Genomic DNA, 13085 nt, shown 5'->3' with positions numbered 1-13085 from the left:
CGCCGCGGCTTCGGGCGCTGATCTGCGCTCGCCCAGGGACCGTTCTGTGATCGGTCCCTGAGCGAGCCGCAGGCGAGACGAAGGGCGCTGCGCTCGAAGGACTCTCAGCGCCAGCGGGCGCGCAGGTACTGATCGGGCCAGGCGATCTCGTCGCCGAGCTCGTGGGCGGCGCGCAGAGCGAAGTGCGGGTCGCGCAGCCACTCCCGCCCGGCGAAGATCGCATCCGCGGCGCCCTCGGCCAGCACGGCCTCGGCCTGGGCTCCGCTGGTCAGCAGTCCCACGGCGGAGGAGCGGATCCGCCCGCCCTGCCGCACGGCCGCGGCGAACGGCACCTGGTAGCCCGGGTGCACCTCGATGCGCTGGTGGGCGACGAGTCCGCCGCTCGAGACGTCGATGAGGTCCGCGCCGCGCGCGATCGCCCAGTCCGCGACCGTGGTGGCCTCATCCGGTGTGAAGCCCCCGGGGGCGTGGTCTGTGGCCGAGATGCGCACGAACACGGGGATCTCGTCGCCCGCGATCCGGCGCACGGCCTCGGTGACCTCGAGCAGCAGGCGAGCACGATTCTCGAGCGAGCCGCCGTACGCGTCCTCGCGGTGATTGCTGAGCGGCGAGAGGAACTGGTGCAGCAGGTAGCCGTGCGCGCCGTGGATCTCCAGCACGTCGAAGCCGGCGTCCATGGCGCGGCGCGCCGCCGCGGCGAAGGCGGCGACGACGCCGGCGATCCAGGCCTCGTCCAGGGCCTCCGGCGCGGCGAACCCCTCGAACGGGATCGCCGAGGGGGCGACGGTCGTCCAGCCGCCCTCGGCGGAGGGCACGGACCCGCGCTCCTGCGCCCACGGCCACCAGGTCGACGCCTTGCGTCCGGCGTGCGCGAGCTGAACTCCGATCCGCGCGCCGCGCGCGTGCGCGGCATCGACGATCGGGGCCCAGGCGTCGCGCTGCGCGTCGTTCCACAGGCCCGTGTCGCGCGGGCTGATCCGGCCCTCCGCGACGACGGCGGTGGCTTCGGCCACGATCAGTCCCGCGCCTCCCGAGGCGAACTGGGCGAGATGCGTGTGGTGCCACTCCTGCGGCACGCCGTCGACGGCGCTGTACATGCACATCGGGGAGACCCACAGGCGGTTGCGCAGGGTGAGGGAGCGGACGGTCAGCGGGGAGAACAGGAGGCTCACGGGACGACGCTACCCGTCCCGGAGGGGGTGCGGGCGCGCGGGAGCAGGATCCGCCCCGCAGCGCTCGGCGACGGCGCGCACAGCGTCGGCCCAGTACCTTTGATCCCATGCCTTCTCCGTCCGCCGGCGCGCTCGACGCGCAGAGCCGCCGCGTGTGGACGAGTCGCGACGTCCGCCGCCTGCTGCGCGTGCCGGGCGATCACGACGACAAGCGCAGCCGCGGTGTGGTGGCTCTGCGCACCGGATCCGACGCGTATCCGGGCGCGGCGGTCCTCGGGGTCGAGGGCGCCTGGCGCGCCGGCTGCGGCTATGTGCGCTACGTCGGTCCCCGGCGAGCGGCGGACCTCGTGCTCGCGCGGCGCCCGGAGACCGTCACGACAGCACCGGATGCGGATGCGGTCCGCGCCGAGGTCTGGGTGATCGGGTCCGGCACCGACGCGTCGACCCGCGCCGATTCCGAGACCGCGGCGCTGCGGGCGCTGCTGGCCGGCTCGGCCCCCGTGGTCGTGGATGCGGGCGCGCTGGATCTGCTCCCCGCGGCCGCCGCCCCGGTGATCGCCACCCCGCATGCGGGGGAGTTCCTGCGGCTCCGGGCGTCCCTGGGGCTCGCGGAGCTCTCCGTCGACGTCCTGCGGGATCCTGCGGCGCGCGCCGACGCGGTACGCGAGACCGCCATCGCGCTGGACGGCGCGGTGCTGCTCAAGGGCGCCACCACCCTCGTCGCCGACGCCACGGGCACCATCGCCGTCGGCGCCGGGACGCCCTGGCTCGCGACCGCCGGGACCGGGGATGTGCTGGGCGGCGTGCTGGGCGCGATCGTCGCGGCCGACCGTGCGGCGGGCGGGACCACCGCGCTCGCCGAGCTGGCGGCCTCGGCCGCGTGGCTGCACGGCACGGCCGGGCGGATCGCGTCCCGCACGGAGGCGGCATGCGGCGAAGGCGCGGGCGGCTCAGCGCGTCCGATCGTGGCCCTCGACGTCGCGGACGCCCTGCCCGCGGCGATCGCCCGTGTCCTCGCCGCGGGCGGGCACGACGAACCCGACCGACATCGCGACTTCGACGAACACCACGAAGAGACAGAGGAGGGCCGCGCGTGAGCGGTGCCGAGCCGACGGGCGCGACCCGTGCCGAACCGACCAGGGGAACCGCCGCGCGGCGCACGTCCGCGGCGCTGCGCCGGGCGGGCGTGCCGCTCACCGTGCTGTGGCTGGCCTTCGTCGTCGCCCATCTCTACGTCGCGATGATCGGGTGGACGATGCCCGCGCTGCCCATGGGCGACACCGTGTTCGTGTACGAGCCGTGGGCGAGGAACGCGCTCGGCGGCGGTGCGATCGTCGGCGTCACGGAGAGCTGGGTCTACCCGCAGCTCGCCCTCGTGCCTATGCTCATCGCGCAGGGGCTCTCGCAGCTCATCCATCCGCTGTTCCCGGGGTCGTACGCCGTCGGATCCGCGAGCTACGTCGTCGCCTGGTCGATCCTGGTGACGGTGCTCGACGCCGTCGGATTCGCGTTCCTGCTGCGCGGCGCCCGTGCGCGCCGCAGCCGGATCCGCCGCGGCGCCGCCCTGCTCTGGATGGTCGCGCTCGTGCTGCTCGGCCCCATCGCGATGTTCCGGATCGACGCGATCACCGTGCCGCTCGCGATCATCGGCGGGCTGTGGCTGTTCTCCCGCCCGGCGGTCGCGAGCGCCCTGTTCACGATCGGCGCGTGGATCAAGATCTGGCCCGGCGCCCTGTTCGTCGCGGCCCTCGCGCTGCTGCGCGGCCGGGTCCGCATGATCGTCTCGGCCGCGATCGTCACGTTCGTCGTCGTGCTGGGGCTCGTGCTGCTGGGCGGATCCAAGAACCTGCTCGGCTTCCTCAGCCAGATGAGCGGGCGGGGGCTGCAGATCGAGGCGGTCGGCGCGACTCCGCTGCTGTGGCTCACCCAGATCGGCGTGACGCGCATCCAGTACGACCGTCAGATCCTGACCTTCCAGCTCGCCGGCCCCGGCGTCGACCTCGTCGCCGCGCTGCTCACCCCGCTCATGGTGGTGGGCGTGCTCGCGGTGGCGGGGCTCGCCCTGTGGAAGCTGCGCGCGGGCGCCTCGGCGCGACGCCTGCTGCCGGCCACCATGCTCGCCCTCGTCGCGATCCTGATCGCGTGCAACAAGGTGGGGTCGCCGCAGTTCCAGGTGTGGATGCTCGCCCCGCTCGTGCTCTGGTGCCTTCTCGACGGCCCCAGGGTGCGGATCCCCGCGATCCTCGTGCTCGTCGACTACGCGCTCACCCAGCTGGTCTACCCCGTCGTGTACGACCACCTGCTGGCCGCCGAAGCCCTGCCGATCGCGCTGCTGAGCGCGCGCAACATCATGGTCGTCGCGATCTGCGTGGTCGCGATCCGTGCGATCGTGCGCACTCCGGTGCGCCGCTCGTCGTCCCTCGCCCTCGAACTCCCCGAAACCCGGAGGTCCTGATGCTCGTCGCCTTCTCCGTCGCCCCCAGCGGATCCGCCCCCGATCGCTCCGAGAGCGCGGACGCCTCGGTGCACGACGCCGTCGCCGCCGCGGTGGCTGTGGTCCGCGCCTCCGGGCTCGCGCACCGCACCACGAGCATGTTCACCGAGATCGAGGGTCCCGACTGGGACACGGTCATGGACGTCGTCAAGCGCGCCACCGAGGCCGTCATGCCGTTCGGATCCCGCGTGTCGCTCGTGCTCAAGGCCGACATCCGCCCCGGTTACACGGGCGAGATCGACGGCAAGATCGCCCGCCTCGAGCGTGCGATCGAGGACTCCGGCAGCCTCTAAGCTGGACGGATGAAACCCTCGAGCCTCTCGAGGGGTGCGGCGAAGCGGGCGCTCCTCTCCCTCGCCATCGGCAGCTTCGGCATCGGCATGACCGAGTTCGTCGCCATGGGCCTGCTCCCGAACATCGCGCAGGATCTGCTGCCCGAGCTCTGGGCGCAGAACCCCGATGAGGCGATCGGCCGCGCCGGCATCCTCGTGTCCCTCTACGCGCTGGGCGTCGTGCTCGGCGCGCCCACGATCGCGGGCCTCGTCGCGCGCTTCCCGCGCCACAGGGTGATGATCGGCCTCGCGATCGCGCTCACCCTCGGCAACGGTCTCGCCGTGGTGCTGCCGACCTTCGAGACGGTCGGGATCGCGCGCTTCATCGCAGGGCTCCCGCACGGCGCCTACTTCGGGATCGGCGCGCTCGTCGCCGCTGATGTGCTCGGCCCCGGGAAGAGGGCCAAGGGCGTGGCGTTCATCCTGACCGGCCTCACGATCGCGAACGTGGTCGGCGTGCCGGCGGGGACCTATCTCGGGCAGCACGTCGGCTGGCGCAGCGCCTTCCTCGTCGTGACGATCGTGTTCGCGCTCGCCACGGTGTGCATCGCCTTCTTCGTGCCCGAGCACGAGGGGGACCCCGGCCGCACCTTCCGCGCGGAGCTGCGCGTGTTCCGCCGTCCGCAGGTGTGGTTCGCTCTCGCGACCGGCGCGATCGGCTTCGGCGGCTTCTTCGCCGTGTACAGCTACATCGCGCCCGTCGTGACGGAGCGGGCCGGAGCGCCGCAGTGGATGGTCCCGGTCACGCTCGTCGTGTTCGGCCTGGGAATGACCGTGGGCAACCTGCTCGGCGGGTACCTCGGAGACCGCAACCTCCGGCTCACGCTGCTCGTGGGACTCGGCGCGATGTCCGTGGTGCTGGTGCTGCTCGCGATCCTGTCGTTCTCGATCTGGCTGCTCGTGCCGCTCTCGTTCGTCATGGCCCTGCTCTCCTCGATCCTGAGCCCGGCGATCCAGACCCGGCTCATGGAGGTCGCGGGCGATAACCAGTCGATCGCGGCGGCGTTGAACCATTCCGCGCTGAACATCGGGAACAGCCTGGGCGCCTTCCTCGGCGGACTCGTGATCGCGTGGGGCTGGGGCTTCGCCGCGCCGTCCTGGGTGGGCGCGGGGCTGGCGGTGGTCGGCCTCGGGATCGCGGTCGTCTCCTACGCCGTGCAGCGCCGCTTCCACACCGAGACCGGATCCGTGCGGGTGCGCGACCTGGTCTGAGCCGATTCCGGCCGTGGATCCACTGCGACGGGCGCGCCCCGCGCGTCCTAGCATGGGCGGATGAGCTCCGCCGAAGACGACGACCTGCCCGTCGCGGGCACTGCGGTGATCCTGCGCGACGGGACGCGCGGTCTCGAGGCGCTGCTCATGAGGCGCCCGGATCGCGGCTCGTTCGCGGGGGCCTGGGTGTTCCCCGGCGGAATGCTCGAACCCGGCGACCGCGTCGCGGGTGCCGAGGAGAGCGAGGACGCCGGACGCGCCGCTCTGCGCGAGACCGCCGAGGAGGTGGGGCTGGCCCTGGAGCGGCTCGTGCTGCTCTCCTGCTGGGTGCCGCCGGCGGGGATCCCGAAGCGCGTGCGGACCTGGTTCTTCCTCGCGGCGGATCCGGGGACCGGCGCGGTCGCCGCGGAGGACGAGGTGGTCGAGGCGCGATGGCTCGCGCCGGAGGCGGCCCTGGCGGCGAACGACGCCGGGGAGGTCGCGCTCATGCCGCCGACCTGGCGCACGCTGCACGGATTGCGCGGCGCGGCCACCGTGCAGGAGGCGTTCGCGCTCGCGCGGGTGCCCGAGCCCGCCGTCTTCCGGACGCGGATGGAGCGCACGGAGACCGGCAGGATCTTCTACTGGGACGGCGACGAGCTCGCCGGGGGCGCACCCGGCGCACGAGACAGGCTCATCGCGGAGAAGCCGGTCTGGCGGTACGAGCGGGTCTGAGCGGTCTCGGCCTGTGCCGTCTTGGCCTTCGCCGGCTTGGCTGAGGGGTCTTGGCCTGTGCGGCGCGGGCGCGTTCGCTCAGGAGGCGAGCAGGCGTCCGAGGTGCCGGCCGACCTCGTCGGTCTCGATGAGGAATCCGTCGTGGCCGAAGTCGCTCGCGAGCACCACGGCCTCGTTCCCGTCCAGCGTGTGCGGGACGCCCCGGGCGATGCGGTGCTGGCCGTCCACCGGGAACAGCCGGTCGGTGTCGATCCCTAGCACGAGCGTTGTGGCCGTGACGCGCTTGAGCGCGTCCTCGACGCCGCCGCGGTCGCGGCCGATGTCGTGCGAGTTCATCGCCTCCACGAGCGTCAGGTAGCTGTTGGCGTCGAATCGCCGGGTGAACTTGTTGCCGTGGAAGTCGAGGTAGCTCTCGACCGCGTACCGTCCGCCCTGACCGAGCGGCGACACATCCGACTGCCAGGACCGCTGGAACCGCTGGTTCAGCTCGATCGGGCTGCGGTAGTTCAGCAGGGCCATGCGGCGGGCCAGCGCAAGGCCGCGGTGAGGGCCCTCGCCGACGGGCGCGTCGTAGTACTCGCCGCCCGCGAAGCGCGGATCCATCCGCACCGTCTCGAGCTGCACGAAGTTGAGGGCGAGCTGGTCGGCGGTCGTGACCGGGGGAGAGGACAGGATCGCGAGCCGCTCGACGCGCTCGGGATGGCCCACGGCCCACTCCAGGGCGTGCATGCCGCCCATGGATCCGCCGATCACGGCGCCCCAGCGTTCGATGCCGAGCGCGTCCGCGAGCAGCACCTGGGCGGCGACCTGGTCGCGGATCGTGAGGTACGGGAAGCGCGATGCCCACTCGTAGCCGTCGGGGGCGATGCTCGCGGGACCCGTGGATCCCTGGCATCCGCCCAGCATGTTCGGGGCGATCACGAACCACTCGTCGGTGTCGATCGCGCAGCCGGGGCCGACGATCTCGCCCCACCATCCGCTCGTCGCGTGCCCGCGGCCGGCCTCGCCGATGACGTGGCTGTCGCCGGTGAGCGCGTGCAGGATCAGGATCGCGTTGTCGCGCGCCTCGTTCAGCTCGCCCCAGGACTCGTACGCGAGCCGGATCAGCGGCAGCTCGGCCCCGCCCTCGGTGCGGAACGGCCCGAAGGCCTCGAACCGGCGGTCGCCTGCGGGATCTCCGTCGCGCCACGCACCGGTGGACGGCGGGCGGGCGCGCAGCAGGCGGGCGTCCGCCTCCGACACGCGCGCCGAGGGCACCGTGTCCTCCGAGGTCGTCTGCCAGTCCATGGATCCATTCTCCCGGGTACGGAAGGGTGCGCGCGGAAGGTTACGGATCCGCGGGTGGCGGGGTGCGGGTGCGGCGGGGTGCGGGTGCGGTGGGCGTGGCGGTGTGGGTGTGGCGGGCGGGGGCGGTGTGGTGGGGGTGCGGTGGAGGAGGGGGCGGCGGGCGTGTGGTTGAGCCTGTTGCGTCGACGCCCCCTCGCAGTATCCACGCCCCCTCGCCGGTGCGTACTTCGGAGGGGGCGCGGACGCTCAGAGGGGGCGTCGACGCATTCGTCAGGCGGGCGGGCGGACGCCGAAGGCCCGCAGCCGGGCCGAGAGCGCCTCGGGACTGCGGATGTGGCGGTCCTCCCAGCGGGCGAAGCGCCATCCGGTGACGCCCCGGATGTCGTCTTCGCGGCGCTTCTCGGCGAGCACCGCGTCCTCGGTGTTGCGCGTGCGGCGGAGTTCCGGATCCAGGTACTTCCCCCGGCCGTCGAACTCGCCGAAGACCCGGTTGCGCGGGAACCCGAAATCGATCCAGTACTCGTCACCCTCGGATCCGACCACGTGGGGCTGAAGCTCGACGCCGGTGAAACCGATGCGGTGCAGCTGCAGTCGGCTGATGCTCTCTCCCGGCAGTTGAGCGCGGCCGTCCGCGAAGTCCAGGATCCCGCGCGCCCGGCGGATCCCGCGGGTGCGGACGGCCGCGCGCAGGGACATCCGTCGATGCCAGTCCGTCGCACGGTCGGGATCCTGGCGGTGTCCCTCGACCGCGACGCGTCTCAGTGCGGCGTCCGCGGCCGACAATGCCGTTTCCGGCGACGTCGTGCAGGCGAGGTCGAGCACGGTGCGCTCGGGGGAGGTGCACCGGATCCCGTCGATGTCGACGATGTCCGCCTCGTCGAGCCCGACGCCGTGCTGCAGAATGCCGGCGCGGGTGCGCCCGTGCCGCGCGCCGAGGATGACCGTGTGCACCCTGTTCGGCGAGAGACGGTACAGCGGGAGGCCGAGGAGGACGGCCGCCGACGGTCCCCAGAAGACCGGCCCCGGGGGATCCGCGTTGAGATGGGCCGCCACCACGGCGACGAGGTGACGCCCCTCGCCCCAGAGACCCTCGTGCGCGACGGCTTCGACGTAGCGGTCGCGCCGGACGCGGATCACCCGGCCGGCGGCGACCAGCGCGCGGATCTCCCGCACGGTGCGGCCGGAGTCCAGAAGTTCCTCGCGCGTCTGCAGCAGATCGCGCGCCTGTGCGAGTCCGATGGTCGTCTTCATCCGCGTAGCCTGACGGCCGGCGTGCGCGGGCGGGACGCCGTCCCCGTGATCGGTGCGAAGTCCGCCCGGACGCCGGCCTGTGCGGATCGACCGCCTCCGCACGCACCACCCTGTCGTCGACGCCCCCTCGCAGCACCCACGCCCCCTCGTGTGTTCGCAATTCAGAGGGGGCGTGGACGCTCAGAGGGGGCGTCGAGGAAGGAGCGCACGCAACACACGCAGCGCACACACGAGAGCGGGGGCGCCCTGGATCCGAAGACCCGGGACGCCCCCGCTCAGGGACCGGTCAGGCGCGGGCGGCCTCGGAGACCTTGCGCGCCGCGATGAGGGCCTGATCGAGGTCGGCCTTGAGGTCCTCGATGTTCTCGAGGCCCACCGAGAGGCGCACGAGGCCCGGGGTGACACCCGCGGTGAGCTGCTGCTCGGGGGTGAGCTGGGCGTGCGTGGTGGAGGCCGGGTGGATGACCAGCGAGCGCACGTCGCCGATGTTGGCGAGGTGGCTGAACAGGCTCAGGTTGTTCACGAACTCGCGGCCGGCGTCGACGCCGCCCTTCAGCTCGAACGACAGCACGGCGCCGACGCCCTTGGGGGCGTAGGTGTTCGCGGCCGCGTACCAGGGCGAGGTGGGCAGGCCGGAGTAGTTCACGCTGGCGACGTCGTCGCGGGCGTCCAGCCACTCGGCGATGTCCTGGGCGTTCTGCACGTGGCGCTCGATGCGCAGCGACAGCGTCTCGATGCCCTGGATGAGGTTCCAGGCGCTCTGCGGGGCGATCGCCGAGCCGAGGTCGCGGAGCAGCTGCACGCGGGCCTTGATGATGTAGGCGAGGCCGTCGCCGACCGCGGCCGTGTAGCTCGCCCCGTGGTAGGACGGGTCCGGCTCGGTGAGGCCGGGGAACTTGTCCACGTTCTGCGACCAGGCGAAGGATCCGCCGTCGATGATCGCGCCGCCGATCGTGGTGCCGTGACCGCCGAGGAACTTGGTGACGGAGTGCACGACGATGTCCGCGCCGTGCTCGAACGGACGGATCAGGTACGGGGTCGCGATCGTGTTGTCGACGATGAGCGGCACGCCGGCCTCGTGAGCGGCGTCGGCGACGCCCTTGATGTCGAGGACGTTGATCTGCGGGTTGCCGATGGTCTCCGCGAAGAACAGCTTCGTGTTCGGGCGGACCGCGCGGCGCCACTCCTCGATGTCGTCCTGGTTCTCGACGAACGTGACGTCGATGCCGAGCTTGGCGAGCGTGTACTTGAAGAGGTTGTAGGTGCCGCCGTAGATCGAGGAGCTCGAGACGAAGTGGTCGCCGGCCTGGGCGATGTTGAGGATCGCGAACGTCGAGGCGGCCTGCCCCGAGGACAGCACGAGAGCGCCGGTGCCGCCCTCGAGCGCAGCGAGGCGCTGCTCGAGCACGTCCTGCGTCGGGTTCTGGATCCGGGTGTAGATGTTGCCGAACTCGGCCAGCGCGAACAGGTTCGCCGCGTGGTCCGCGTTGTCGAACACGTACGACGTGGTCTGGTAGATCGGCGTCGCGCGAGCCTTCGTCACGGGGTCGGGCGCGGCGCCGGAGTGGATCTGCTTGGTCTCGAAGCGCCAGTTCTCCGCAGCGGTCATGATGTCTCCTTCATGGATGCGCGACGCCGGAACCGAGTCGCAGGGCAGGGGAGCCGTGGATCCTCGACGGGTGCGAGGACCGGCGGCGTTGCATCGAGAGTACGAACAGGCGGGTGCTGTCAACAAGGCGCGAGAAATGTGACGTAACACGCCAGGGTCGCGGAATCACGCGGATCGGCCGGGGCGATCGGGCGCGGTTCCTCGTCGAAGCCCGCGGGCGGATCCCGTAGCGTTGTGGTATGGCGAACAGCGTGATGAACGACGGCCCCCACAACAGCAGACGCGCGGTCGTGACCGGCGCGAGCACCGGGATCGGCGAGGCGACCGTGCGGGCGCTGCGGGTGAGCGGCTGGGACGTCGTGGGCGTGGCCCGTCGCGAGGACCGTCTGCAGGCGCTCGCCGCGGAGACCGGATCCACCGCGTATGCGGCAGACCTCACGGACGCCGACCAGATCGCGGGGCTCGCCGCGCACCTCGCGGAGACCGGTCCGCTGCACGCGGTCGTGCACGTCGCGGGCGGAGCCCGCGGCACGGAGCGGGTCGAAGACGGATCCGTGGAGAAGTGGCGGTGGATGTTCGAGGCGAACGTGCTCGCCGTGCAGCAGCTCACGGCGGCGCTGCTGCCGCAACTGCGCGCCGCGGCGGGAGGCGGCGGCCACGCCGACCTGCTGTTCCTCACCTCGACCGCCGCACGTCAGTCCTACCCGGGCGGATCCGGGTACAACGCGGCGAAGGCGGCGGAGTCGATGATCCCGCAGGTGCTGCGCCAGGAGCTCAACGGGGAGCCGATCCGGGTGACCGAGATCGCGCCCGGCCTCGTGCACACCGAGGAGTTCACCCTGCGCCGTCTCGGCGGGGACGCGGTCGCCGCCGAAGCGGTCTACGCGGGCGTCGAGGCGCCGCTGGTCGCGGCGGACGTCGCCGACGTGATCGCCTACGCCCTGAACGCGCCGGGGCACGTGAACCTCGACCTCGTCGTGATCCGCCCCGTGGCGCAGGCCGCCGCGCACCTGCTCGCACGAGGGCCGCTGCGGCCCCGAGGAGAGGACTGACCGTGGGTGTGCACCTGGTCGGCGGCGGGTTCGGCCGCGCCGCATACGCCCCGTTCACGGCGGAGGCGACGGCGCTCGCCGCGGCAGCGGGCCGCGACCGGCCGTCTGTCGTGGTGGTGACCGTGCGGGAGGATGCGTCGACGAAGCATGCCGGCGACCTCCTCGACGCGCTCACCGCGGACGGGGCGACGCCCATCGATGCCACGATCGTGACCGTGGGGCTGAGCGACGTCGTGGATCCCGGCGTGTTCGAGGGCGTCGACGCGATCGTCATCGGCGGGGGCCTGACCCCGGCCTACCACTCCGCCCTCGAGGGCGGGTACGACGTCATCCGCACCGCGGTGCAGGCGGGAACCCCCTATCTCGGGTTCTCGGCCGGCGCCATGATCGCCGCCGAGCGCGCGATCCTCGGCGGCTGGCGGATCGGCGAGGTCGCGATCGCCCCCGAGGAGACCGCGGAGGACCTCGACGAGATCACGGTCGTCTCCGGGATCGGCCTGGTCGACGTCGCGATCGACGTGCACGTCGCGCAGTGGGGCACGCTCAGCCGCCTGATCGCCGCGACCGAGTCGGGTGCGATCGACGGCGGGCTCGGGATCGACGAGAGCACGGTGCTCATCGCGGACGCCGAGGGTCTGCGCATCGCCGGCGAGGGCAGCGTCTGGCGCGTGTTCGCCGGATCCGAGGGCGTGACGGTCTCGAGCGACCGGGCGGCGCTCTGATGCCGAAGTCGCTCGCGGAGCTCGCCGCGGACGGGAAGCTCGATACGGGCTGGGCCGAGGCGCTCGCCCCCGTCGCTCCGCTCGTCGCGGAGCTCGGCGACCGGTTGCGTGCGGAGACGGCGGCCGGCCGGGGCTATCTGCCGGCCGGGGAGAACGTGCTTCGTGCGTTCTCCCGCCCGCTCGCCGACGTCAAGGTGCTCATCGTCGGACAGGATCCCTATCCCACGCCCGGCCATCCGATCGGGCTGTCCTTCGCGGTGGACAGGGCCGTGCGCCCGCTGCCGCGCAGCCTCGGCAACATCTACCGCGAGCTCGAGACCGACCTCGGCATCGCGCCCGCGCCGCACGGCGACCTCTCGGCGTGGAGCGACCAGGGCGTCATGCTGCTGAACAGGGTGCTCACGGTGCGCCCCGGCACACCGGCTTCGCATCGCGGCTGGGGCTGGGAGAAGGTCACCGAGCTCGCGATCCGTGCTCTCGTCGCGCGGGACGTCCCGCTCGTCGCGGTGCTGTGGGGCCGCGACGCGGAGGGCCTGCGGCCGATGCTCGGCGCGACTCCGATCGTCGCCTCCGCGCACCCCTCGCCGCTCTCGGCGAGCCGCGGGTTCTTCGGATCCCGGCCGTTCTCCCGTGTCAACGCGCTGCTCGAGGAGCAGGGCGCCGCGCCCGTCGACTGGAGGATCGCATGAGCGACACCCCGACCGTTCCGCAGCCCGGGGCCGCGGCCGATGCGGCGCAGGCGGCGCGGATCCGCCCTGCGGCGGTGGAGGACCTCGCCGCGATCCGGGACATCTACAACCACTACGTCCGCACGAGCACCGTGACCTTCGATGAGGAGGAGACGGACCTCGCGGTCTGGGAGCACAAGCAGGAGCTGCTCGCGACGACGGGGCTGCCGTTCCTCGTCGCGGAGGACGCCGGCGGCGCTGTGCTGGGATTCGCGTACGCGCAGCACTGGCGCGCGAAGTCGGCCTACCGGTTCAGCGCGGAGAACACGATCTACCTGAGCCCGGACGCCGCGGGACGCGGGCTCGGGAAAGCGCTCCTGGAGGCGTTGCTGGACGCGTCGGCGAAGGCGGGACTGCATGAGCTCATCGCGGTCATCGAGCCCACGGCGGCTGCGGCATCGATCGCCCTGCACCGCCGGTACGGCTTCGTGGACGCCGGGCACCTGAAGGGCGTCGGCGTGAAGTTCGGCCGCACCCTGGACGTGCTGTTCCTGCAGAAGTCGCTGTAGGGC

13 protein-coding genes are annotated in these 13085 nt (G+C 72.6%); 9 read left to right on the top strand and 4 right to left on the bottom strand.

What is annotated here, in order from left to right:
- Positions 1-104: 104 nt before the first annotated feature.
- A complete protein-coding gene (locus ACIPY5_RS04670) occupies positions 105-1172 on the bottom strand; it encodes an NADH:flavin oxidoreductase/NADH oxidase (protein WP_400967256.1) in 1068 nt (355 codons plus the stop codon).
- A 107-nt stretch (positions 1173-1279) separates the two neighbouring features.
- On the opposite strand from ACIPY5_RS04670, the gene ACIPY5_RS04665 reads away from it, so the two are divergent.
- Genes ACIPY5_RS04665 through ACIPY5_RS04645 form a run of 5 tightly spaced genes read left to right on the top strand, consistent with a single transcriptional unit; the run spans position 1280 to position 5924 of the window.
- Complete coding sequence (locus ACIPY5_RS04665; protein ID WP_400967253.1) at positions 1280-2269, top strand: NAD(P)H-hydrate dehydratase; 990 nt, start codon at positions 1280-1282, stop codon at positions 2267-2269.
- Positions 2266-3627, top strand: coding sequence for a hypothetical protein (locus tag ACIPY5_RS04660; protein WP_400967250.1), 1362 nt, complete (start codon positions 2266-2268; stop codon positions 3625-3627). The genes ACIPY5_RS04665 and ACIPY5_RS04660 overlap by 4 nt, the downstream gene beginning before the upstream one ends.
- Positions 3627-3959: a thiamine-binding protein gene (locus ACIPY5_RS04655; protein WP_309340520.1), complete on the top strand. Its 333-nt coding sequence runs from the start codon at positions 3627-3629 to the stop codon at positions 3957-3959. The genes ACIPY5_RS04660 and ACIPY5_RS04655 overlap by 1 nt, the downstream gene beginning before the upstream one ends.
- 9 nt (positions 3960-3968) lie before the next feature.
- Positions 3969-5210 carry an MFS transporter gene (locus ACIPY5_RS04650; protein WP_400967245.1) on the top strand — a complete coding sequence of 414 codons (1242 nt, stop codon included), beginning with the start codon at positions 3969-3971 and terminating at the stop codon, positions 5208-5210.
- Positions 5211-5270: 60 nt separating this feature from the next.
- Positions 5271-5924: an NUDIX hydrolase gene (locus ACIPY5_RS04645; RefSeq protein ID WP_309340515.1), complete on the top strand. Its 654-nt coding sequence runs from the start codon at positions 5271-5273 to the stop codon at positions 5922-5924.
- Positions 5925-6002: 78 nt separating this feature from the next.
- Here ACIPY5_RS04645 and ACIPY5_RS04640 read toward each other — a convergent pair whose 3' ends face one another.
- From ACIPY5_RS04640 to ACIPY5_RS04630, 3 genes are all read right to left on the bottom strand, one after another.
- Complete coding sequence (locus tag ACIPY5_RS04640; RefSeq protein ID WP_400967241.1) at positions 6003-7211, bottom strand: homoserine O-acetyltransferase; 1209 nt, start codon at positions 7209-7211, stop codon at positions 6003-6005.
- Between the two features lie 270 nt (positions 7212-7481).
- Positions 7482-8462: a hypothetical protein gene (locus ACIPY5_RS04635; RefSeq protein ID WP_400967238.1), complete on the bottom strand. Its 981-nt coding sequence runs from the start codon at positions 8460-8462 to the stop codon at positions 7482-7484.
- 286 nt (positions 8463-8748) lie between these two features.
- Entirely contained in the window at positions 8749-10071 is a 1323-nt protein-coding gene (locus tag ACIPY5_RS04630; protein WP_309340509.1) for a bifunctional o-acetylhomoserine/o-acetylserine sulfhydrylase, read from the bottom strand.
- A gap of 239 nt (positions 10072-10310) precedes the next feature.
- Here ACIPY5_RS04630 and ACIPY5_RS04625 point away from each other — a divergent pair, with 239 nt between their 5' ends.
- From ACIPY5_RS04625 to ACIPY5_RS04610, 4 genes are read left to right on the top strand one after another with little or no spacing between them, the layout of a single operon-like run.
- Positions 10311-11123 carry an SDR family oxidoreductase gene (locus ACIPY5_RS04625; protein ID WP_400967234.1) on the top strand — a complete coding sequence of 271 codons (813 nt, stop codon included), beginning with the start codon at positions 10311-10313 and terminating at the stop codon, positions 11121-11123.
- A gap of 2 nt (positions 11124-11125) precedes the next feature.
- The gene (locus tag ACIPY5_RS04620; RefSeq protein ID WP_309340505.1) at positions 11126-11845 is read left to right on the top strand and encodes a Type 1 glutamine amidotransferase-like domain-containing protein; all 720 of its coding nucleotides are present in this window, start codon (positions 11126-11128) and stop codon (positions 11843-11845) included.
- Positions 11845-12534 carry a uracil-DNA glycosylase gene (locus ACIPY5_RS04615; protein ID WP_400967230.1) on the top strand — a complete coding sequence of 230 codons (690 nt, stop codon included), beginning with the start codon at positions 11845-11847 and terminating at the stop codon, positions 12532-12534. The genes ACIPY5_RS04620 and ACIPY5_RS04615 overlap by 1 nt, the downstream gene beginning before the upstream one ends.
- On the top strand, positions 12531-13082 hold the full coding sequence (locus ACIPY5_RS04610) for an N-acetyltransferase family protein (protein WP_309340501.1): 552 nt from the start codon (positions 12531-12533) through the stop codon (positions 13080-13082). The genes ACIPY5_RS04615 and ACIPY5_RS04610 overlap by 4 nt, the downstream gene beginning before the upstream one ends.
- Positions 13083-13085 lie beyond the last annotated feature (3 nt).

The sequence above is a fragment of the Microbacterium sp. NPDC089698 genome, from assembly GCF_044749045.1.
Classification (GTDB): Bacteria; Actinomycetota; Actinomycetes; order Actinomycetales; family Microbacteriaceae; genus Microbacterium.
The sequence above is the reverse complement of the archived record's forward strand: the minus strand, read 5'-3'. Positions and strand labels throughout refer to the sequence as shown.